Origin of the sequence: Pedobacter antarcticus, assembly GCF_900103515.1 — a bacterium.
Classification (GTDB): Bacteria; Bacteroidota; Bacteroidia; order Sphingobacteriales; family Sphingobacteriaceae; genus Pedobacter; species Pedobacter antarcticus.
Genome location: NZ_FNGZ01000010.1, coordinates 1 through 23052 on the forward strand (window position 1 = coordinate 1; position 23052 = coordinate 23052).

The window sequence follows — 23052 nt, forward strand, 5'->3', positions numbered from 1 at the left end:
GAAAACTACAGGCTTTTCTTGTTTATCAGGTTTTTTCTGCTGAAGCATATTCATACTATAATTCTGGTGAGGCAGCTCCGCTGCACTTCTTTAATTCTTATGCCCAGCATATTTGCTGTCCTCTATAATGCCGTCGTTTGAATAAAATCAAACAGTCGGCATTTTTCTTATAACGTCTTTCTACATTTCAACAAATTTTGACCGTAAATAACCGTTATGTTCGATATCGGGCATTTATTATAATTGAAATTAACGTAACTGCCTAGTATATAGGTATTTAATATTGGCATTTTGCTTGTAATCAGGGTAAGCATAATATTATTTATGGACAGACCCTTACCCTCAGCAATCCTAGCTTCAGAAAAAAGAAAGTGGTGGACTATTTCATTTTTAATGGCATTGGTTCTTCTGCTTGCCATCTGGTTTTTAAGGCAGGTATTCCGATCGGAATTATCTGCTTCCAAGATTTCCACAGCAATGGTAGAACGTGGGTCAGTGACTAATACTATTAACGCTACAGGGGAGGTTTTACCTGAATTCGAAGAAGTATTGTCAAGTCCTATTGCTGCTTCTGTTCAGCGCGTTCTACTGGATGCAGGCCAGAAGGTGAATGCCGGACAATCTATTTTAACGCTCGATAAGTCTTCCATCACCACCGAGTATGAAAAACTTCAGTTTCTCATTGAATCGAAAGAGAATGAGATCCACAAATTGAGACTTGACCTCGAAAAAAGCTACTTCGATATTAAATCCAGCAACCAGATTAAGCAATTACGGATAAGTAATTTGACGGACATGGTTACTGGAGCAAAGAGACTGTATAAGGCCGGTGGTGGTACTATGGAAGATATAGAACAGGCGGAATTAAATCTTAAGGTTGCTCAACTCGAGAAAAAGCAGCTCGAAAATGAAATAAGCAGCAAACAAAAGACTATGAAAATTGAATTGCGGGAGGCTGAACTGGCTCTGGCCATCCAGCGGAACGAGGTTAGTGCACTAAAACGCAAAATGGGTCAGGCGGATATTGTGGCATCCAGAACAGGTGTGGTAACCTGGGTAAACCAGAATATAGGGGCTAGTATACAGCAGGGGGAGGCGCTAGCTAGAATTGCTGATTTGAGTTCATTTAAAGTGGCTGGCAGTGTTTCAGATGTTCAGCTGGAAAACTTGCATACTAATATGCCTGCAGTGATACGTATTGGGGAAAAGCAGTTAAAGGGAAAAGTGATAAATATTTCCCCTTCAGTGAAGAATGGTATTGTTTCGTTTGACGTACGGCTGGAGGAACATGATAATTCACTTTTACGGCCGAATATGAAAGTCGAAATCTTCTTAATCACTGCTGTACATGAAAAGACGATGCGCATTACCAATGGAGCAGCATTCAATGGTTCTAATTTGCAAGATGTATTTGTAGTTACTAAAGGAAAAGCTGTGAGAACGAAGATAAAAACCGGGTTGAGCAATTTCGATTATATCGAAGTTCTAAATGGCCTGAATGTCGGGGATCAGGTGATCGTTTCCGACATGAACACTTATAAAAATCAATCTGAAATAGTGATTTCACCATAATTTGAATCCTGATGACCTCTATACTTGTTTTTATTTGCTTTTTTATGCCTCATCCGTCAGTTGCGTCACAAGATACTATCCGGTTGTCCCTTTCACAAGTTATTGATTCCGCAAAAAGGAATTCGATAGCTGCGAAGCAAGCCGTCACCGTCCGTGAAACACGGTATTGGGAATGGCGAAGCTTTAAAGCAGATTATCAGCCGCAATTAGCATTGGAAGGTACGCTTCCAGGATACAACAAAAGCTATACCCAGGTCCTGCAACCTGACGGGACCATTATCTTTCAGCCTATTCATAATGATAATTCATCCCTTGCACTTAATTTCTCCCAACAAATTGCCGCCACAGGAGGTAAGATATATGGAACCACTCAACTACAACGCTTTAATGATTTTGACAGGAATAATGTTTTATATAATGGAATTCCTTATGGAATTGGCTATACACAGCCAATACTTCAGTTCAATAAATTGAAATGGGACAAGAAGATCGAGCCACTCAAATTGAACGAAAGTAAACAAAGTTATATAGAGGCTCAAGAGAAGATCGCGCTAGTGGTGACCGGATATTATTTCGATCTGCTGCTTGCTCAGGTAAATCTGCAGATTGCCGAAACAAATCTAAAAAACACACTCAAAATATTAACGATTGCAGAGTTGAAGTTTGAACTGGGGAAGGTAGCTAAGAATGAAATTTTACAATTAAAGTTAGAACAGCTTAATGCGGAAAAAGCCGTGGGCACTGCGAAGCGTGACATGGAAATCGCCACATTAAATCTATATAGTTATACCGCAATGGAGTCTGGATCTCCTGTCGTTCTACAAATGCCTGAAGCTATAAACTTTATGCAGGTTGCAGCAGAACGGGTTTTGGAGGAGGCATACGCAAACCGTTCTGACGCAATTGCTTTTGTCAGAAGGATTGCTGAGGCCAACCGCGATATCGCAAAAGCAAAAGGGGAAAACGGTCTGATTGCAAATCTGAAGGTCAATGCCGGATTTTCTAACGCCGCCGGATCTGTGTTTGATATCTACCGTTCACCAAAAGCTCAACAGTCCGTTCAGATGCAATTATCCATTCCTATTCTGGACTGGGGGAGGTCGAAATCACGGACTAAGACCGCCGAGGCAAATGCCCAGTTTGTAACCTACGCGGTTGAACAGGATAAACAGATTTTCAAACAGGAAATTATTACCCAGGTGACTTTAATTAATATGATGAAAGATCAACTGGTGCTGACCGCAAGGGCAGAAAACATAGCAGCAGAGAAATACAAAATCGCAAGTGAGCGATATGTGCTGGGAAATCTTGGAATTACTGAGTTAAGTATAGCCTTTCAGGAAAATGATCGTGCAAAACGAGATTATGTTGCCTCGCTACGTGATTTCTGGGAAGCCTATTATCAGCTCCGTTACTTGTCTTTATACGACTTTGAAAAAAATGAAAAAATAATTTATAAATAAATCAGCTAAAATTGTAAACATGATTGAACTAAAAAATATTGAAAAAGTATACCGGACGGATACGGTCGAAACACTAGCTATTAACGGCATCAATCTGCATGTAGCTAAAGGTGAATTCCTTTCTATTATGGGACCCTCAGGCTGTGGGAAAAGTACCTTATTAAATATTATGGGATTATTGGATCAGCCTTCGTCAGGAACGATCGTTGTTGATACGCAGAATACAAATGCCTTTTCGGACAAGCAGCTGGCAGGATTCAGAAACAAGAAATTAGGCTTTATTTTTCAGAGTTATCACTTAATTAATGATCTGCAGGTACTTGATAACGTAGAGCTGCCTCTATTATATAGGAATATTTCTTCGTCAGAACGTCGTGAACTTGCAGCGGCAGCACTGGAAAAAGTAGGTTTGAGTAACCGGATGAGCCATTTTCCGACACAGTTATCAGGGGGACAGCGTCAGCGCGTGGCTATTGCTCGCGCGATTGTCGGCAGACCTGAAATTATTCTGGCCGATGAGCCGACAGGGAATCTGGACAGTGCAATGGGAAACGAGATTATGGATATCCTGCTGCGCTTGAATGAAGTCGATGGGACTACCATTGTCATGGTAACCCATGATGAGCATATGGCGAAAAAGACACATCGTCTGGTGAGATTGTTTGATGGTTCACAAGTTCAATAAAAAAAGGTATGCTTAAGAATTATTTTAAAATAGCCATTGCAGTTCTGCAGCGCAGAAAGTTTTTCACCTTTATCAGCCTTTTCGGAATTAGTATAACCCTAACCATACTTATGGTGGGAACTGCTTTTCTGGACCAGACCATACGCGTAGATTACCCGGAGGCCAAGAGAGACCGTTCTCTCTATGTCTCGTCAATGCAGATGAGTAATACAGAAAAAGGATGGATTAACAGGAGTAGTTTATCAATCTATTTTTTGGAGAAGTACGTGTCCTCTCTGAAAAACATCGAGGCAATGGCGATTATTGCTTATGAAAAATCTGTCAATGCTTATGTTAATGATAAGAAATTAGAACTGGGAATCCGGTTTACGAATGCCGACCTGTGGCGGGTCATGGAATTTACGTTTCTGGAAGGAAAACCATATACCAACACACAGCTAAAGAATAAAGACGCTGTTGCAGTAATTTCTGAAGCTACAAAGAAAGCTTATTTCGGAGATGCTACTCTCGTGACGGGGAAGTTTATTAAGGTTGATAATATTGATTACAAAGTAATAGGGGTGGTTAGAGATGTAAATAAACTGAACGGAAATGTCGCTGGTGACTTGTACATTCCCTATACTCTATCGAAACAAGATTATTCGTATAAGGATTTGCTAGGCGATTATAACGGTATATTATTAGCAAAAGATGCTGCTGATCTGCCGAGAATACAGCAGCAGTATCAACAGATGGTCAGCAAAGTACCTATTGAAAATGCTGAATTTGATCAGCTCGTTAGTTACGCGGACACCTTTATGGAGAATTTAACGAGGTCTGTGGCACGCACTAGCGATGCGCATGACAATGGGATGCGTAAAGTATTGATCACTTTAAGTAGTATGGTATTTCTGTTTTTACTGTTGCCGACCATCAATCTGGTAAATATTAATATGACTCGTATTATGGAACGTGCGTCGGAGATAGGAGTGCGTAAAGCTTTTGGTGCATCTTCGACAACGTTAGTTTACCAGTTTATTGTGGAGAATGTAATACTTACTTTACTGGGAGGAATTTTTGGAATAATATTCTCCCTCCTGCTGATGTATTTTCTGAACTCATCAGATCTTTTTCCCGGTATGGATCTTAGTCTAAATGCTACAGTTATGTTCTATAGCGTCCTGATTTGTCTTGTCTTCGGATTTTTGTCGGGAGTTTATCCAGCATGGCGTATGTCCCGGTTAAATATAGTAACAGCCTTAAAAGCTTAAAAATTCTTCATCACAAAAAATATAACAATGTTCAAGCATTTGATTAAACTAATATGGAACCGGAGAAAGAAAAACTCCCTGTTCCTTGCGGAGATAGTAGTTTCCTTTATGGTTATTTTTATTCTCAGCTCCTTTCTTATCTTCTACTATCAGAACTACCGGAAAGCACTGGGATTTAATTACGAAAATGTATGGGTGCTGCGCTACAGTAACCCACCTGAGCTTAAGGAAATAGATTCCTTGGTCCGTTATTATGATCAGGTTAGAAATGTACTCAAATCTGCACCTCAGGTAAAATCATATAGCTTTTCTGGTGGTAATTTCCCTTACTCAAACAGTATTTCTAATAGTAATCTCGATTACAAAGATAAATCTTTTACCGGTGTCAATGTTTATAGTATAGAAGGCGACTATCCCAAAGTAATGGAAACTGAACTTGTTGCGGGCAGATGGTTCACCGCAGAAGACAGCTTGAATAAACACAAACCTATCTTGATTACAAAAACATTGAGTCAGGAAATGTTTGGGGCCGATAATCCAATTGGTAAAATTACAGGGAAAGCAGAAAAAGAGGCGGAGATAATAGGCGTAATCAACGATATCAAAAGTGATGGCGACTACCTGCCAAGTGGAAACAGTATGTTTAGCCAGCTTAAGCCGGGAGATGTGAAATGGGCGGGCCGGATTTTAATCCGGGTCAGTCCGGATGCAGATGCTGCTTTTGAAAGTAAATTGTATAAATTATTATCAAATACCATGAAAGGGTCTTCCATAGAACTGTCTCATCTTTATGATATCAGGGCTTCCAGAAACAGGCAGACGACGACACCGATGTTGATATTTGCTATAATTGCTAGCTTTTTGGTGTTTAATGTTTCTTTAGGTCTTTTCGGTGTGCTTTGGTACAATATTAACCAGCGTAAGAGCGAAATTGGTTTAAGACGTGCGATTGGAGCGAGTGCATTTGCCGTAAACAGGCAGTTGGTCACGGAGGCTTTAATTTTAACAACATTTTCCTTATTAATCGGTGTTTTCTTTGCTATCCAGTTTCCTCTGCTCAAGGTGTTTGACCTGGAATCCAGCGTTTATTTTATTGCCATATTTATCTCTTGCATTTTTATTTATCTCCTGGTATTTATCTGTGCACTTTACCCCGGAAAACAAGCCGCGGCAATTATGCCTGCAATGGCCCTTCATGAAGAATAATTGTTATATTCAAAAAGTATGATTTTAGTTATAGATGATGATATTGCTGTCAGAACGTCGCTGCTTTTATTGCTGGGAAATGCCGGGTATGAAGTGCTAGGAATAGACAATCCGGAGGAAGCGATGGAAATAATTCAACAGCAAGAACCTGATCTGGTTTTATTGGATCTTAATTTCTCTATAGGTACGACCGGAAAGCAAGGGATGTCTGTATTGGAGAAGATCCGTAAGAACTATACGATGCCTGTCATTCTGATTACCGGCTGGGGAAGTATTGACCTGGCTGTTCAGGGAATGAAGATGGGGGCTAATGATTTTGTGAATAAGCCCTGGCAGAATGATCATCTGTTAAATAGCGTTAGCACACTGCTGGATTTAGAAAAAGAAAAAGTGGTGAGCCTGACGCGTCGTCAGCTGGATAAACAATATAACTTCCCTTTTATTATTGGGGAGGACGCGCAGATGCTTCAAATCCTGGAAACTATAGGCAGGGTCGCCACTACTGATGCGTCTGTGCTGATTCTTGGGGAAAGTGGAACAGGTAAAGAGCTGATTGCGGAGGCTATACATGAAAATAGCCGTCGACGGACAAAACCTTTTATTAAAGTGAATTTAGGAGGGATTTCCTCAACTCTTTTTGAAAGCGAAATGTTTGGGCACGTTCGCGGAGCTTTTACTGATGCACGTTTCGATCGTACCGGCCGGTTTGAACTCGCTAATAAAGGTACTATCTTTTTGGACGAGATCGGCGATCTTGAGCCTGCAAGCCAAGTTAAACTGCTCCGTGTATTGCAGGACAGAACCTATGAGGTACTGGGTAGCAGCCGTAGTAAAACGGTAGATGTAAGGGTGATCTGCGCGACAAATAAAAATCTGCATGAATTGGTTTCGTCCGGATTATTTAGAGAAGATCTTTTATATCGGATTAATCTCATCACAGTTCAGCTCCCAGGCCTGCGTAACCGAAAGGATGATATTACGTTATTAGTTAAGTTCTTTTTGAATAATTTAAGGGAGATCTATAACAGACCGGCCCTTTCAATTTCGCCGGCTGCGATGAGATGGCTGAAGCACTTACCCTTGCCGGGAAATATCCGACAGCTTAAAAACCTGGTGGAACGTACGATTCTGGTTAGCAGAAATGATATTCTTGACATTTCTGATTTTCAGACCCAGCTGGAGGTTGTGCCGATAAAGACAGATCAGCTGTCTCTACCCAGTGTTGGCGCAATGACACTGGACGAAATAGAAGCTGAGATGGTACGAAGGGCTATGAGCTTCCATCAGAACAGGATCACTAAAGCTGCTGCCTCACTAGGCATCACACGGAATGCATTGTATAGGAGACTGGAAAAACATCAAATACCTTTCCATGAAACTGAAGACTAAGTATCTGCTATTTACCGGCATATGCCATGTGGTTTGTCTGGTTCTGAGTTATCTGATATTAGAGAAACATCCGCTAATTTTTATGATCGCTGAAATACTGATTCTGTTGTCTTTTTTTCTAGCCTGGAAACTCTATAAGGACCTGATACTACCGCTAGAGTATCTACGGGAAGGAATTCGGGCGATTAAAGAAAAGGACTTCACCGTAAAATTTCTGCAAACAGGAAAAAAGGATGTTGATGAGCTAGTGATGGTTTACAATCATATGATCGATGAACTCCGGATCGAGCGGACTAAACAGGAAGAACAGCATTTTTTTCTGGATAAATTAATTGAAACCTCACCTACAGGTATTATCATACTGGATTATAATGGTGAATTGAAACAGGTCAATTCCACCGCATCAGAACTTCTCAGGCTCCTGCCGGACCTGCTGGATAAACAACTTAAAAACATGAAGATTGGTGAATCAGAGCTGATCCGGTCGGGTAGCCTCCGTACTTTTAAAGTACAGAAATCACATTTTCTTGATCATGGTTTTCCAAGAGTTTTTATGATGATAGAGGAGGTTACTGCGGAGATTTTTGAGGCAGAGAAACAGGTTTACAGCAAGGTTATCCGGATGATGGCACACGAGGTTAATAATACTGTAGGGCCTGTCAATTCAATTATGGATATGACCTTGCAAAATGCGGTTCTGTGGACAGATCAGAAAAATATAGCATTGCAAAAGGCATTGGGTGTGGCAATGGACAGGAATCACAATTTGAATTTATTTATGCGGAATTTTGCAGATCTCGTTAAATTATCGCCTGTTAATAAAACATCTGTGGACGTAAGTAAACTGGTTAATTCTGCAGCAGACCTGATGCATTTTACAGTAGAGAATAAAGTCATTCGCCTGTTGGTGAAGGGTTCAGAAACTCCATTTCATATTCAAGCTGATGCACTACAACTGGAACAGGCCCTGCTTAACATATTAAAAAATTCGATAGAAGCAATTTCTGATACTGGTGAGATCTCATTGAATTTGTATCCTGAACAGGGAAAGCTGGTGATCTTAGATAATGGTTCCGGACTCTCTGGGGGAGTTGATGAGATATTATTCAGCCCTTTCTTTACAACAAAAAAAGACGGGCAGGGGATAGGCCTTACGTTGGTAAGAGAAATTCTCATTAATCATGGATTTGAATTTAGTTTACAAACTACCGCTGATGGACTTACAGCATTCTCTATCTTTTTTAAATAAGCATTTACATAAAACAAAACGCGGCTGTCCGGCATGTAATGCCGGACAGCCGCGTTTTGTTAGGACCAGAATTTTTATTGTGGATTCTGAGCTAAATTATCTAACGTTACTTCCCGTTGCGGAATTGGAAGTAATAGTTTATTTTCTGTGATCTGGTAAGAGCTGGCAGGGTAGAGATCCTTGTTCTTAGCAACTTCTCTTTTTCCATGATCAAGCATTACCGGAATTGCTTTCCCTGTTCTTAACAGGTCATACCAGCGGTGGTTTTCAAATGCAAGTTCTACTTTTCTTTCCTGTGCGATTGCCTCTCTGAAAGCTTCCTGACTATTTACATTTAATGCTGCGACTGGATTACCCGCAGTTTTCGGTGAAAGACCTGCTCTGGTTCTCACGCTGTTAAGTAGGTTAAAGGCTTCTCCGTTAGCGCTAAATCCGGATTCGTTCAAACATTCAGCAATCTCCAGCATGACATCTGCATATCTGATAATAGGGAAATTAACATTGGTTTGGCCGGGTTGAATAAAACCATGGTTGTATTTTTTGATGTACGGAGCTGCAACAAAGCCTGTTGTAGCATTGAATCCTTCTGCAAGGGAAGTGTTTCGGCGTTTATCTCCAGTTTCATAAGCACTCATCAGGTCATCAGTAGGCGTATTCCATCCACTTGAAAAACTTAAATTAGTACCAAGATCCTGAGTGACTACGGTACCTGAATTGAAAGGCGCAAATTGGTACATAAAGTTACTGGCCAGATCAGGTACTGACCCTAAATACTGTATTTCGAAAATTGATTCCTGATTATTTTTATTGGCAGGAATAAAGATATCTGCATAACTAGGCATCAGATTATAACCAGTCACTTTTCTTAAGGCAGCAAGTGCTTCAGGAAATTTCTTTTGAGTCATATATACTTCTCCTAGAATCGCATTAGCTGTTCCGCTGGTCACCCGGCCTTTGTCTGCTGAGCCATAACTTGCCGGAAGTTTTGTTTCGGCATCAGTCAGATCTGCCAGAATCTGATTGTAAACCTCTTCGACAGATGCGCGGCCTTTAGACTTGGCATCATCTGGCGAGTTAGTTACCTCTAGTCTTAATGGAACACCTCCAAATTGTCTGACGAGATTGAAATAGTGAAATGCGCGCAACAGTTTTACTTCGCCTATTGCCTGATTTTTCGATTCATCAGACATCTGTATGCGATCGACGTTGTTCAGGACATCATTACATCGGGAGATGCCGGTGTAGCTCTGTTGCCAGAAATCCTGAATAAGTGTGTTAGCTGATGTAACCAGAAATTGATCTACCAACTCCCTGTTTTCCTGCCCCCGTTGTGGTGCATTATATTGAAAAGAAGTGTTGTCGGAGCGCATTTCTCCGAACATCCAGTAACTGAATAAACCCAGGTCGCGGAGTGACCGGTAGGAACCAACTACGCCTTGTTTTAAATCTGATTCGGTTTTCCAGAAGTTAGCGCCCAGTAACCCTGATTCAGGTTGCTGAGCTAAAAAATCTTTCTTACAACTAGCTGTGAACAGTGCTGTGCCAAGTATTGTGGTAATTATGTATTTTGATAAGGTTTTCATTATTTCTGATGGTTAAAAGGTAACATTTAAGCCCAAAGTCATGATTCTTGGGATCGGATAGTTGGTGAAGTCACGTCCTGGAGTAAGTACAGAGGAATTATTTGTACTGGCTTCTGGATTTGCACCGCTGTATTTAGTGAAAGTTGCCAGGTTTTGTACACCACCATAAAGGCGTAAAGCTTTAATCGTTTTAGAATTTTTGATGAAGCTGCTGGTGAAGTTATATCCAAGTGTGACGTTTTGTATTCTCAGGAAGCTGGCATCTTCCACCCAGGCAGAATTATTCTCCCTGTAAAGTGGAGTGGCTCCGTTAGTTGTCGGCGTAAAACCATCACCCTGATTCTCTGGTGATCTCCATCTGTTCAGGACCTTACGGTGTACATTGAAAACGCCATCAGTATTGGTCAGGAATTCATTTGCTGTATTTAAGATCTGGCCACCTTGAGAACCTACAATAATAACGTTAAGGTCAAAACCTTTATAACTAAAGGAGTTGGTGAAGCCATAAGTGAAATCAGGATTGGAATTGCCAATCACATCAAAATCTTTTTGGTCTTCAATAATTCCGTTTCCATCTACATCTTTATAGCGGATAGATCCAACTACTGAAGAGGCCGCTTTCGGATAGCGATCCAGGTCTGCCTGATCTCTGTAGATTCCTTCGAGTACATAACCGTAGAATTGACCGATCGGTTTACCTACTTCTGTTTTGTGCGTGAAGAAGCCACCACCGCTTCTTCCGCTGTAAATAGGATCATTATTGTCATTAAGTGCGAGCACCGTGTTTCTATTGATGCTTATATTCAGATTCGTAGACCAGGTGAAGGCGCCGGTAAGATTTTTTGTGTTAATCCCAAACTCCAGACCTCGGTTTCTGATTCTTCCATCATTGATTAATGCATTGGCGAAGCCAGATGACAGAGGAATTTCGGTGTTGTAAAGCATCCCCGTCGTAATCCTGTTATAGTAATCTGCAGTGAAGTTTACGCGGTTATTTAATATGGCTAAATCAATACCCAGATCAAGCTCGTCTGAGTTTTCCCACGTTAAATTCGGGTTGTTCAGTGACGTGGAAACTCTTCCATTTGCGAGTTGTCCGCCAAAACTATAGTTTGCACCTGAAATAATAGAAGAGTAGTTGTAATTTCCAATATTGAAATTACCTGATCTACCGTAACTTGCTCTTAGTTTCAGATCGCTTATCCACGATACGTTTTTCATAAAGTCTTCCTGTGAAACTCTCCAGCCTAATGCTACTGAGGGAAATGTACCATAGCGGACGTTTTCTCCGAAACGGGACGAGCCATCGGAACGAATAGTCGCAGTTAGCAGATAGCGATCTTTAAACGTGTAGTTGACGCGGGCCAGGTAGGACACCAATGACCATTTGTCTATACTTGCACCCTGGCCATTTAGTAATGAGGCCGCGTTGATTGTCTCAATTAGGTTATCCGGATAATTGGTAGCATTGAAATTATATCCGTCACCACGTTCCTGTTGTGCTGTGTACCCCACTAAGGCACTGATTCTATGATCTTTTCCGAAGCTTTTATCGTAGTTCAAGACTAACTCTGAAAGCCAATTAACGGTATTTGAATTAGTAGTAGTTGAACTCGGAATGGCAAGATTAGGGTTTTGATTTCCTGTTTCGCCAAGCACGAAACTCGGATTAAATCTGAAAGAGCTTTGTTGTGAGTAATCCAGATTATAGCTGTATTTAGCTTTTAAACCGGGTATGATTTCATATTCAGCAAAGGCGTTCGCCAGTCCGCGGAAATATTTGGCTTTTGTTCCACCGAATTCCAGTGTGTTTAGTGGGTTTCCTGCGCCAATTGCTCCCGGCGAGGTGATAAATACAGTACGGTTTCCGTTGGCATCATTTACGGGTACAATTGGGCTTAACCACAAGGTTCTGGTTAATAAATCGCGTTGTCCAGTCTCGAAATCGTTACGGTTCTGCACCCCTCCAGTCGGGGCGATCATCACGCCGACTTTTAGTTTTTTACCCAGGTTGGACTGCAGATTAGCCTGTACTGAATATCTGCTGTAGTCGGTATATCTGATGGTACCTTGCTGATCCAATCTACCTAATGAGATCGAGTATTGTGTATTATCGGAACCGCCTCTTATGCTTGCATCAACATTTGTCTGGATAGCAGTGCGTAATACTTCATCATACCAATCGGTACCCTTACCATACTGTTCCGGGTTTCTAAACTCGGCAGGTATGTCGGCATCGGTAGCCACTTTACCCTGAGATAGAAATAAGTCAATGATTTTTTCTTTTCTGAATTGTGCATATTCTGTTCCATTCAACACATCTGGCCTGCCTTTCTGGGGAACTTGCTGTATACCGGTATAGGTATTTAAGCTAACTACCGGAGGACCATTCTTACCTTTTTTAGTAGTAATTACGATGACACCATTTGCTCCCCTGGAACCATAAATCGCAGTAGATGATGCATCTTTCAGCACAGTAATATTATCTATATCTTCCGGACTAATCATATTTAAAGGATTATACGATTGGCCTGTAGTATTAGAAATAGCAAATCCATCGACTACGAACAGTGGATTGTCACCCGCACCGATTGAACCGGATCCCCTGATTTTTATTCCGGTACCGCCACCAGGTGCGCCTGTTGGTGAACTGACCTGGACACCTGGAATCTGACCGACTAATTTCTGGTCAACAGAACTCACAGGAAGATCTTTGATCTGTGCAGCCGATACTGTGGCGACAGAACCAGTCAGGTCTTTCTTTTGCTGTGTGCCGTACCCAATGACTACGATTTCACTTAGCTGATCGCCTGCTGCTGCAAGGCTAATATTGACGCTGGAACTTTCGCCAACGGTTACTTCTTTAGTTCCATATCCAATGTATGTAAATACCAGGATTGCCCCCTTCGGAGCTGTAATACTGTAATTTCCCGTATTACTGGTCACAGTACCGGTAGTTGTATTTTTAACCCGGACGGAAACTCCAGGAATTGGGTTGTTGTCTGCAGCATCTGTTACTTTCCCGGCAATTGGAGTTCCCTGGGCAAGTAGAAAGGTACTGGTGAAAATCAGATACAATAGTATCATAAAGCTCTTATAGCGAGCTTGGTAGGGTAGATTTTTAAATTTCATACTTTTAGTTTATGGTTTGAGATTAAATAAGGTGCGTTTGCAAGTGTTTATGATCTGGTTTTTATAGTTGTGCGAAATTTGATTATCCGGTTTTTTTCAATTACGTAGTTTTTGCCCTGGTCTGAACTGTACGAAGCACCTGAATTCGGTTCAGTGTTTTCATCGTGATACATAAAGCCATATATCCCCTTGGTTGCTGAAGACTTAAGGACGATGGTATACTTGCTTCCCTTGTTTACTGAGATATTTGGATTAACAGTGATATTTGAAGGTGACCAGCTCACGCGATCTCTGGGAATATTCGTACTATATAAAGGTTTACCTATGGGCAGATAGTTTTCATCTGCTGCATAAAGCAAAATCACGAGGTCGGCATCAGGATAGCCGTTTTGGAAAGTCGTAACTGAAATGCCATTCAGTATCCCTTTGCGTGTAGTAGTAAAGCCTTGTCCGCGCTGAACATTGTGACTGATATCTTCATAAGTTTTGAAGTTCCTGACACCGGCATCATTATCCAGATTTTTGATCTCTTTCTGTTTACCCGCGCCACCCTCAGCCAGGGAGAGTTCGGCCTCATTCTGGCAAGACATAGGGAGAATAGATCCGTCTTCGGCAAACGTTAATGGTGCCCAGTAAAAATTAGCGAGCGCTTCGTTCTTTGCAGCATCATTCCAAAGGTCACTGCCATAAATGTAAACTGTTCCTGAGGTTAGCTGAATTGGTGAGACGAAAGACGGTTGTCCACCGCAGGAGTTGCTGCTGATCTGAATTCCTTCCGACCAAGGCCCTAAGGGTGTTTTGGCAGTACGATAGGAAGTTCCGGTTCCTGCGCAGTAACCACAATTCGGGTCGGAATACGTAAGATAGTAAATTCCGTTGCGCTCGAAAACTGACGGCGCTTCTGTCTTCCCGGGCGTGATATTTTTTGTGACTTCCCCGGTACCTGTCAGGTAATCATCGCTTAATTTTTCAATAACGATAGTGCCCTTCGTTCTCCAGTCGGTGTAGGCTATGTAACCCGTGCCGTCAAGATCTACGAATGTATCATGGTCCCCGTTGTTAAGTCCTGCTGCAGGAGCATCAGCATTAACCGCCAATTTCGGTTCGGCTACTTCTACAAATGGGCCGACAGGGCTTTTACTGGTAAATACCCGAAAGCCGGAAACATTATCATATACATTGATCCACAGTACATAATTTGACGTTTTTTTATTGAAGATTACATGTGGTCTGAAGCAACCATAAGTACTTCCGTCGCATCGCGACTGCCAAACTGGTGTTGTTGGATCAAATAGCATCCCCCGATCTGTCCAGTGAACAAGATCTGTCGATGAATAGGTTTTAAATCCACAGAACGGAGCTTCTTTTTTACCCCACTCAAAACCGCAGCCATAGCTTGTCCCGTATAAATAGTATACGCCCTCGAAAAAAGCTATCTCTCCGTCATGTGCATCGATGGCTTCCCCCATGGTGCTGAACCGCGTCACCTGTTCGCCGGCCTTATTAAAATTTTGAATCTTAGTCTGATAACTTTTATTTCTGGTTTGAACTGCTTTTTTTGTCTTTGTGCCGGATTTATCTGACTGCGCCTGCAGATCCGATGAAGCGGCTACACTCATAGAAATGAGAGCAATAGAAAATACCAGTTTCTGGAATAAGTTGAATGTACCTGTCATGAAGGAATAATTATATTTGGATTGCTAAAAGCGAAATCCAAATCTAAAGGCTTAAGCAGGGAAACCACCTGTTCAATTTGATTAATTGAATATACTTTTTGATAAAAAAAGCGATTTAGCAAAGACTTTTTGGAGGGTACGCAGAAAAAAGCTCAACTTTTGGTGAGTTCTAATAGTCAGAATTTTAATGTAGAAGTGCGATGTTGAAATTCAAAATGGCTAAGAATTATACTTGTTGCCATTGACTGCCGGGAGGCTAAAACAGCAGGTTTTCCTTTGAGATGCTATTACTTCTTTCAAACATTAGCAGCCATTTTTTCTTATCCGTTCCCGCTGCATAACCGGTCATTGTTCCATTGCTGCCGATTACCCGGTGACAGGGTATGATGATTGCCAGTCTGTTTCTGCCGTTGGTTGAAGCGATTGCGCGGATTGCTTTAGGATTATTCATTCTCTCTGCCTGCTCTTTGTAAGTACAGGTCTGTCCATAAGGGATTTGCACGAGACTTTGCCAGACTGCCTGTGCAAAATCGTTTCCAGGCGTATGAAGTGATACAGAAAAAGTTTTACGTAATCCCTGAAAGTATTCGCCAAGTTCTGTCTCAGCCTGTTCGGAATATTGATTTCTCCCTGGAATAATTCTTGCTTTCAGCAAATTACGAAGATCGGCGATTTCTTTCTCCAGCCTGATCCGGTTCGCGAATTCCAGTAGACAAAGACCTTGCAGTGTAGCTCCTGCCAGCATCGGGCCTAGAGGTGTAGCAATTTCTGTCATGTATAGCACAGAATCACTATCCGCATAATCTGAATTAATCTTAAATATCCAGCTGTATCGTTCAGCAAAAATCTGGTCTTCCGGTTTAAGTACTGTGTTCATGAATTCAAATATAATGGATAAAAGAATAGCAGAGAACCCGGTTATTGCTAGGCATAGGCATATTTCTGCACAGTATTGTTGCGAACGGTGACAGTCCGGAGAATCGTATATCGACCATAAAGATATTATGAATAGCGTTAAACTGATTCTGTAAATGGGAAATAAGAGATATCAATTGGTTTTGAATGCTGATCTCTGCTTCATTTAACAGTTTGTTAATATGTCCGTCATTTAGCAGCTCTAATTTCGCTTCATATTTTATGGGCGAAAACAATACTACCGTATTTGACGGAGACCTTGTACATAATTTCGATGGAAAAGCATTTGAGGATCTTTATCGTCGTATGTACCCTACGCTTAAAAAATACGCTGTCTATCTGGTGAGGGACGTTGAGGATGCGCAACTTATTTTAAATGATGTGTTTATAGCCATCTGGAAAAATAATATCCGCATTTCAAACGAAAAGGCATATCTGTTCCGGGCGGTAAAAAATGCCTCCACCAATTATCATAAAATTTCCAAAACAAACTTTTTGCATATAGACGAACAGGAGAGTCTGGAAGTTTGGGATAAAGCGGCAGACCCGTCTCAGATTTACCTTGATAAGGATAGAAACCGGATACTCTACAATCTGATTGATCAAATGCCCGAGCGCAGGCGTTTGGTTTTCTATATGTACCGGATCGATGGTTTCAGCTATAAAGAAATTGCAGCACTGTTAGATATTTCCGTCCGTACGGTCGAGGATCACCTTGTCAAAGGCTTTCAGTTTTTGCAGGACATAGTGCTGAAAAATGAAACGGAATTCCGGTAGATAAACTCTTAACCGTTTGTTAATGCAATGTTAACGTTTTGCGGCCCGTAATAGATGCCCGGTTTCTTGTCTTGTCTGTATAAAAGCATGAGGATGGACCAAGAAAACTGGAAATTTGTACTTGATTATTTATCCGCAAAGGAAAATGCACATGGCAACGTTCAGCAAATAAAGCAGGAAGAGAAAAAAATACAGGAATGGCTGAGTAAAGATCCTAAAAATCAACAGGATCTTGAACATGCTTTATGGTTATGGCAAATTAGTGCTGTGCCACACGAAGATGATGATTGGAAAGAGAGTTTTAATACTATTCAAACTTCCTTGTCTAAGGAAGTTTCTCCAAAGACTGTTAAGTTTAGATTTTGGATAGCCGCCGCTGCAGTTTTTACTGCGGTAGCTTTATCCACCTTCTTCTATAGATTGCAGCAACCAGTTTTGCAAAATACCGGAATTGACTGGGTCACAAAGTCCGCAGGCGCTGGAAAAGTTATTAATATAATATTGCCCGATAGTACGGAGATCTGGCTAAACTCCGGCAGCTCTATTAGTTTTCCCAAAAATCTGCAACATGCAGCTTTGAGAACCGTGAAACTTAAAGGAGAAGCTTTTTTTAAAGTAAAACGAGACCCCCGGCATCCATTCGTAGTACATAGTTTAAATCTCAGAACCCAGGTGCTTGGGACTAGTTTTAATATCCGAGCATGGGAAGGGCACCGGTCTGAAGTGACGGTATTAACGGGCAAGGTAGCAGTTTCCAGAGACTCTGCAGGAGGCCAGTCGGCCGCTATTCATTTGCTGCCCAACCAAAAAGCAGCATATGATGTGCATTCCACTAATCTTTCTCTTGAAAATATTGGCAATGCTCAAACTGCTGCAGACTGGACAGAAGGGAAGATGACTTTTGATCAGACAGACTTACGAGATGTTTTCGAGGTAATAGAGCGGAAATACGACATGAAAATTATCACTGATCAATCTTTTAAAGGATGTAAACTCACCGCGCAATTTGATAATGTCAACTTAAATGAGGTGTTGAAAACCATTCAGCTGAGCCTGGATCTTCATTACACAATAAATAAAAAGACAATTTATATAAAAGGAGGTAAATGTAATTAGACAACTAACTATAAAGAAAAAGCCGAAGCATGTTGACGCATGCCCCGGCTATGATTTTCAATTTTATTTTAACCCATCACGATTAAAACACACAAAGTTATGAAAAAGTCCGCAGTGACTAATCAATTAATTTTTAAAGCAATGCGTTTTGTTAGTATCATTTATTTTCTGCTCTCTGTTATGTTCTTTACGGGACAGGCATCACCTTTAAAGGCGCAGGATGTTAACAGTAGAATCAGTTTCAATTTTAAAAATGGAACCTTAAATGAACTGCTGAAAAGCATTGAAAAGAAAACCAATCTATCTTTTGTTTATACGAATAAGGACGCCGCATTAAACCAAAGAATAGAATCTGTGAAAGCAGAGAATGAAATGGTCAGCAGTTTGCTTAGCCGCGTACTTGCCCCCGCTCAATTAACTTATATAGTCCGAAATAATCAGATTATTATTAAAAATGTTGTGCGGATTAAAGGGAAGGTAACGGACGAAAAAGGCTTGCCCATACCAGGCGTGAGCGTCATTGAAAAAGACCGCGGTAACACTACCACTACCAGTTTAAATGGCGAATATAGTCTGAATGTAAGGGATGCATCAGCTACAATTCTATTTAGAATGATGGGGTATCAAACTAAAGAACAGGCTCTGAACGGAGAAACGAAGATTAATATAAGTTTGGTTCCGGATGAGACTGCTTTATCTGAAGTAGTTGTTACCGCACTCGGGATTAAGCGTGCCGAAAAAGCACTCGGTTATTCTATAGCCACTATAAAAGGTAGTGACGTGAATACCGTAAAAGAAGTAAACGTAGTAAATTCACTGGCCGGAAAGGTTGCTGGTGTAAATGTGGTAAGCGCAGGATCTGATCCAGGTTCGACTGCACTGATTACCATTCGCGGGCAATCTTCAATTGCGACGGATAACCAACCGCTTTTTGTGGTGGATGGCGTTCCGGTGGCACATTCGCTGCGGCCGACTTCAGAGGTGGGCCGTTCTTCTATTGACTACGGAAGCCCCGTCGCCGATATCAGTCCTGATGATATTGAAAGCATTACCATACTGAAAGGTGCCAGTGCCGCGGCTTTATATGGCAGTAGAGCGGGAAGTGGTGTTGTACTGATTACTACAAAGAGCGGCTCGGCAAATAAAAAAGGTCTCGGGATAAGCTTCAATTCAAATGCCATGTACGATCAGGCCTGGATGTTCCCTCATTTTCAGAACCAGTTCGGGGCGGGAGATTTTACTGACGATCCTGCTTCTAACACTTCCTCTGCCTGGGGCCCGCGCCTCGATGCGGGAACTAAACACCTGCAGTGGAATAGCCCACTTGATGCGAGTGGAAAGCCTGTGCCCACAGACTGGGTATCCCACCCTGATAATGCAAGAGATTTTTATAAAACAGGTTCTACCTACACGAATAATATTGCCATCAGTGGTAAAAACGCCGATGGTAATTATAGGCTTTCCTATACTAACATGGTCAATAAAGGTATTGTGCCGAACACAGATCTGAGCAGGAATACTCTGAATCTTGCTGCAACGTACGTATTGCATCCGCGGGTAAAAATCAGTACTAATATCGGGTATGTAAATAATAAAAGTGATAACCGTCCATCTGCTTACAGGGAAAGTGTTACTCAAATGGTTTATTCTATGCCTTCCAATATGAGTATTAAAGATTTGAAAAATTACTGGAAACCCGGCAGGGAGAATATTGAACAGTTTTCTCCGGATGATTCCGATAACCCTAACTTCGTAGCTTATGAACATACGAATGGTTATGACAGAAACCGTTTGACCGGGAATATACAGGCCGTAATTGATGTGACCAAAGAGCTTAGTGTGATGGTGCGTACCGGTCTTGATATGTATAATGAAGAGCACGAAACCAAGCGTCCTTTTAGCTCTAAACGATTTAAATTTGGAGGTTACGGTGTAGATAACTCTTACTTCAAGGAGCAGAATTCTGATTTCCTGATTAATTATAAAAAGACCCTGAATCAGGACTGGTCTTTTGGCTTGTCGGTAGGAGGTAACCAAATGGATCAGACTAGCAGAAGTACTGCACAGCGCACTGAAAGCTTGAGTATCCCCGGAATTTATAATATCAACAATGCGCGGGCAGGAACTATAACGAATGCGCAGTATAATTCCCGTAAACGAATTAATAGTTTATATGGAATGGGTCAGGCATCATTCAAGGATATGGTATTTCTTGATGTGACTGGCAGAAATGACTGGTCAAGTACATTACCCGAGCAAAATAATTCTTACTTCTACCCTTCGGTGTCATTAAGCACTGTTTTAACTGATTTGCTGAAGATGAAGTCCGACTTGTTGTCATTTGTTAAAATCAGGGCTAACTGGGCACAGGTAGGAAGTGATACGGATCCTTATCAGCTATATAATACTATTCCTTTCAACCAGGATTGGGGTGATGTGAAAAGAGCTACTATAGAGTTTAATTTGAAAAACAATTTCCTGAAGCCGGAAATAGCAACTTCCTATGAGTTTGGTGGAGATCTTCGCTTTTTTAAAAACAGGTTAGGTCTGGATGTGACCTGGTATAAGACCAATAAAAGAAACCAGATTATCAATATTCCAACTACGATCGCTTCCGGAGCATCCAATCGTTTAATCAATGCCGGGAATATTCAGAACAGTGGCTGGGAAATCGGGTTGAATGCTGTTCCGGTTCAGGGTACATTCAAATGGGAAGTGAACGCAAACTTCACAAGAAATGAAAATAAAGTGATCTCCTTACTGGAGGGTTTGCCCGAGTATTCTATGGGTAGTGCAGACGGGGATAACATTCGCTACTTAATTAAAGAGGGAACCAAAATAGGAGATTTCTATACACCGAGTTACACAAAGGTACCAAGCGGGCAGTATGCCGGAGCAGCTTTACTGGATAAAACCGGACATTATATCCGCAATAATTCGGAGTATATAAAAGTTGGAAATTATAATCCTGATTTTACCATAGGTCTCAATAATACCTTCAGCTATAAAAATCTGACACTCAACTTCCTTTTGGATTGGCGCAAAGGTGGAAACTTCTATTCATACGTGGTTAAAAGTTTAATCAATGCGGGCCTGACAGATAATACACTTGTGGGCAGAGACGCAGAAACCGGGGGTCTGCCCTGGGTAGATTCGCAAGGGAAGCAAAGGAATGACGGGATGATCATTCCCGGCTATATTGCAAATGCAGACGGGACATACAGTGAAAATAAGTTAGTTATTGCAGCCTCAGATTTTTACAATAACACTTACAACAAATATTACGAGCGTCTAACTTATTCTGCTTCTTTTCTCAAGCTGAGGGAAGCATCTATAACCTATGTGTTCGGCAAAAACGTGTTAGGAAAGCTTCCGATAAGCAATCTCTCGGTTTCGTTGATCGGCAGAAACCTATACACCTGGACTGCCAATGGACTGGGCTACGATCCTGAAACGACCATGAGTGTCACTGAAGGGTTTAAGCAGGGGGTAGGACACTGGACATTACCCGGTACACGTTCTTTTGGCTTTAAATTGAGTTGTAACTTTTAATCAGTATAAAAATGAAATTAAGATATAAAACGATCCTGGTATTATTTATAGCGGTACTGGGTGCCTGTACCAAAGATTTTGATACCATTAATACGAATCCAAACTCTCCGGAAAATACTAATACCGAGTTCCTGATGTCTGAGGTAGTTTTATCTACTGCATATGCTTATCAGGAGAATTCCGTGAACAGAAGACCTGCGTCCGCTGCAAGATATCTTACACTGGTACGTAATACTGGTTATGACTTATTAGACTGGGGGCCGGTGGATTGGGACGATATTTATGCCCGGTTGTCTGTAAATAATACACTATTGGAGACTGCTCAAAAGCGTTCGGAAAGTCAGTATATCGCAATCAGTAAAATCATGAAAGCATTTAATTTTGCCTACCTGACCGATCTGTATGGAGATATCCCTTATACGCAGGCACTAAAGTCGAAAGAAAGTAATGTCATTTACCCTGAATATGATCAGCAGCAGGTTATCTATCCTGATTTATTGAGAGAGCTGCGGGAGGCTAATGATCTTCTAAAAGCAAACCCGGAAGAAATTAATGCCAAGGGTGATGTGATGTTTAGCGGCAGGGCATTGCAGTGGCGTAAGTTTGCAAACTCATTGCGCTTAAGAATGCTGTTACGTATTTCTAAAGCGTATGCTCCGGCGTTCGCAGAAATGCAGGCGATTATTAATGATAAGGCCGCATTTCCTGTGTTTGAAGGTAGTGCCGATAACGCAGAAATTCCATACTTGGGAAATTTGGCTGCGTATAGCTGGCCTGGAGGCCCCCTTGCTATGATTGATTTTGATTATCAAAAAACAAAAGTGAGTAAGGAACTGGTAGACAAACTCATTCAAAGAAACGACCCCAGGCTCGGGGTTTGGGTTGAACCGGTTAAAAGTACCGCGGGTTCGACGGTAGACCCTAATAAATTCGTAGGTGTGCCCAATGCAATTGATGCCCCTGCAGCATATAATGGAGGAGAGGATCATGTGTCTGTTTTTTCGTCAGCGTTTTTCAGAAAGAATGGTGGGTCTGCAAATCCTTTATTGAAAGCAAGTCTGATGACTTATACTGAACAATGCTTTATTCTGGCAGAATCGATTCAAAAAGGTAAAATCACTGTTCCGGGAGAGACTGCAGAGTCGATGTATTACAAAGGAATCAAGGAGTCTATGAACAATTACGGAGTAGTCGTTTCTTCAAATTACTTTGATCAGTCCATTGTTAAATATGACGGCACACTTGAACAACTGATCACACAAAAATGGATTGCCATGTTATTTAAAGGTTCAGAAGGCTGGTTTGACCAACGGCGGACTGGTTATCCTGCTTTTGTGACGGGTCCTCTGGCTGCTGGCAGAGGGATTCCAAAACGTTATGTTTTTCCAGATTCTGAAAGCGCGAAGAATAAAGTAAGTTATCAGAAAGCGGTATCTGTCTTTGGCCCTGATAACGAATCTACTTTAATGTGGTACCTGAAATAATTT

Annotated in this window: 15 protein-coding genes; 11 read left to right on the forward strand and 4 right to left on the reverse strand. The window is 41.4% G+C overall.

The genetic code is table 11. From position 1 onward, the window contains the following. The first annotated feature begins 324 nt into the window (after positions 1-324). The 7 genes from BLR53_RS16270 to BLR53_RS16300 are packed head-to-tail and all read left to right on the forward strand — an operon-like array spanning position 325 to position 8814. Positions 325-1572, forward strand: a complete 1248-nt coding sequence (locus BLR53_RS16270) for an efflux RND transporter periplasmic adaptor subunit (protein WP_037442468.1) — start codon at positions 325-327, stop codon at positions 1570-1572. 44 nt (positions 1573-1616) lie between these two features. Next, on the forward strand, positions 1617-3035 hold the full coding sequence (locus BLR53_RS16275) for a TolC family protein (RefSeq protein WP_244889555.1): 1419 nt from the start codon (positions 1617-1619) through the stop codon (positions 3033-3035). A gap of 19 nt (positions 3036-3054) precedes the next feature. Next, positions 3055-3720, forward strand: a complete 666-nt coding sequence (locus BLR53_RS16280; protein WP_037442464.1) for an ABC transporter ATP-binding protein — start codon at positions 3055-3057, stop codon at positions 3718-3720. A gap of 8 nt (positions 3721-3728) precedes the next feature. Next, the gene (locus BLR53_RS16285; RefSeq protein ID WP_074591240.1) at positions 3729-4970 is read left to right on the forward strand and encodes an ABC transporter permease; all 1242 of its coding nucleotides are present in this window, start codon (positions 3729-3731) and stop codon (positions 4968-4970) included. A gap of 27 nt (positions 4971-4997) precedes the next feature. Continuing rightward, positions 4998-6176, forward strand: coding sequence for an ABC transporter permease (locus BLR53_RS16290; RefSeq protein ID WP_074591242.1), 1179 nt, complete (start codon positions 4998-5000; stop codon positions 6174-6176). An 18-nt stretch (positions 6177-6194) separates the two neighbouring features. Then, a complete protein-coding gene (locus BLR53_RS16295; RefSeq protein WP_074591244.1) occupies positions 6195-7565 on the forward strand; it encodes a sigma-54-dependent transcriptional regulator in 1371 nt (456 codons plus the stop codon). Next, complete coding sequence (locus BLR53_RS16300; protein ID WP_074591246.1) at positions 7549-8814, forward strand: sensor histidine kinase; 1266 nt, start codon at positions 7549-7551, stop codon at positions 8812-8814. Before BLR53_RS16295 ends, BLR53_RS16300 begins: the two co-directional genes overlap by 17 nt. Positions 8815-8888: 74 nt before the next feature. Here BLR53_RS16300 and BLR53_RS16305 read toward each other — a convergent pair whose 3' ends face one another. The 4 genes from BLR53_RS16305 to BLR53_RS16320 all read right to left on the reverse strand — a co-directional run bounded on the left by BLR53_RS16305 (position 8889) and on the right by BLR53_RS16320 (position 16082). Further along, positions 8889-10397: a RagB/SusD family nutrient uptake outer membrane protein gene (locus BLR53_RS16305; RefSeq protein ID WP_074591248.1), complete on the reverse strand. Its 1509-nt coding sequence runs from the start codon at positions 10395-10397 to the stop codon at positions 8889-8891. Between the two features lie 12 nt (positions 10398-10409). Beyond that, positions 10410-13529: a SusC/RagA family TonB-linked outer membrane protein gene (locus BLR53_RS16310; protein ID WP_074591250.1), complete on the reverse strand. Its 3120-nt coding sequence runs from the start codon at positions 13527-13529 to the stop codon at positions 10410-10412. Between the two features lie 47 nt (positions 13530-13576). Continuing rightward, positions 13577-15205, reverse strand: coding sequence for a family 43 glycosylhydrolase (locus tag BLR53_RS16315; protein WP_074591252.1), 1629 nt, complete (start codon positions 15203-15205; stop codon positions 13577-13579). Positions 15206-15461: 256 nt separating this feature from the next. Further along, positions 15462-16082 (reverse strand): methylated-DNA--[protein]-cysteine S-methyltransferase, encoded by a 621-nt coding sequence (locus BLR53_RS16320; RefSeq protein WP_218122994.1) that lies wholly within the window; start codon positions 16080-16082, stop codon positions 15462-15464. Between the two features lie 260 nt (positions 16083-16342). Here BLR53_RS16320 and BLR53_RS16325 point away from each other — a divergent pair, with 260 nt between their 5' ends. From BLR53_RS16325 to BLR53_RS16340, 4 genes are all read left to right on the forward strand, one after another. Next, positions 16343-16897, forward strand: coding sequence for an RNA polymerase sigma-70 factor (locus BLR53_RS16325; protein WP_074591254.1), 555 nt, complete (start codon positions 16343-16345; stop codon positions 16895-16897). A gap of 93 nt (positions 16898-16990) precedes the next feature. After that, on the forward strand, positions 16991-18013 hold the full coding sequence (locus BLR53_RS16330; protein WP_176763554.1) for a FecR family protein: 1023 nt from the start codon (positions 16991-16993) through the stop codon (positions 18011-18013). A 99-nt stretch (positions 18014-18112) separates the two neighbouring features. After that, on the forward strand, positions 18113-21565 hold the full coding sequence (locus BLR53_RS16335; RefSeq protein WP_074591258.1) for a SusC/RagA family TonB-linked outer membrane protein: 3453 nt from the start codon (positions 18113-18115) through the stop codon (positions 21563-21565). Between the two features lie 11 nt (positions 21566-21576). After that, positions 21577-23049, forward strand: coding sequence for a SusD/RagB family nutrient-binding outer membrane lipoprotein (locus tag BLR53_RS16340; protein ID WP_074591261.1), 1473 nt, complete (start codon positions 21577-21579; stop codon positions 23047-23049). Positions 23050-23052: the final 3 nt, after the last annotated feature.

What these genes read in the sequence shown, in the direction of transcription:
- BLR53_RS16270 (WP_037442468.1), top strand. Translation starts at nt 325, where the DNA reads ATGGACAGACCCTTACCCTCAGCAATCCTAGCTTCAGAAAAAAGAAAG.
- BLR53_RS16275 (WP_244889555.1), top strand. Translation starts at nt 1,617, where the DNA reads ATGCCTCATCCGTCAGTTGCGTCACAAGATACTATCCGGTTGTCCCTT.
- BLR53_RS16280 (WP_037442464.1), top strand. Translation starts at nt 3,055, where the DNA reads ATGATTGAACTAAAAAATATTGAAAAAGTATACCGGACGGATACGGTC.
- BLR53_RS16285 (WP_074591240.1), top strand. Translation starts at nt 3,729, where the DNA reads ATGCTTAAGAATTATTTTAAAATAGCCATTGCAGTTCTGCAGCGCAGA.
- BLR53_RS16290 (WP_074591242.1), top strand. Translation starts at nt 4,998, where the DNA reads ATGTTCAAGCATTTGATTAAACTAATATGGAACCGGAGAAAGAAAAAC.
- BLR53_RS16295 (WP_074591244.1), top strand. Translation starts at nt 6,195, where the DNA reads ATGATTTTAGTTATAGATGATGATATTGCTGTCAGAACGTCGCTGCTT.
- BLR53_RS16300 (WP_074591246.1), top strand. Translation starts at nt 7,549, where the DNA reads ATGAAACTGAAGACTAAGTATCTGCTATTTACCGGCATATGCCATGTG.
- BLR53_RS16305 (WP_074591248.1), bottom strand. Translation starts at nt 10,397, where the DNA reads ATGAAAACCTTATCAAAATACATAATTACCACAATACTTGGCACAGCA.
- BLR53_RS16310 (WP_074591250.1), bottom strand. Translation starts at nt 13,529, where the DNA reads ATGAAATTTAAAAATCTACCCTACCAAGCTCGCTATAAGAGCTTTATG.
- BLR53_RS16315 (WP_074591252.1), bottom strand. Translation starts at nt 15,205, where the DNA reads ATGACAGGTACATTCAACTTATTCCAGAAACTGGTATTTTCTATTGCT.
- BLR53_RS16320 (WP_218122994.1), bottom strand. Translation starts at nt 16,082, where the DNA reads ATGAACACAGTACTTAAACCGGAAGACCAGATTTTTGCTGAACGATAC.
- BLR53_RS16325 (WP_074591254.1), top strand. Translation starts at nt 16,343, where the DNA reads ATGGGCGAAAACAATACTACCGTATTTGACGGAGACCTTGTACATAAT.
- BLR53_RS16330 (WP_176763554.1), top strand. Translation starts at nt 16,991, where the DNA reads ATGGACCAAGAAAACTGGAAATTTGTACTTGATTATTTATCCGCAAAG.
- BLR53_RS16335 (WP_074591258.1), top strand. Translation starts at nt 18,113, where the DNA reads ATGAAAAAGTCCGCAGTGACTAATCAATTAATTTTTAAAGCAATGCGT.
- BLR53_RS16340 (WP_074591261.1), top strand. Translation starts at nt 21,577, where the DNA reads ATGAAATTAAGATATAAAACGATCCTGGTATTATTTATAGCGGTACTG.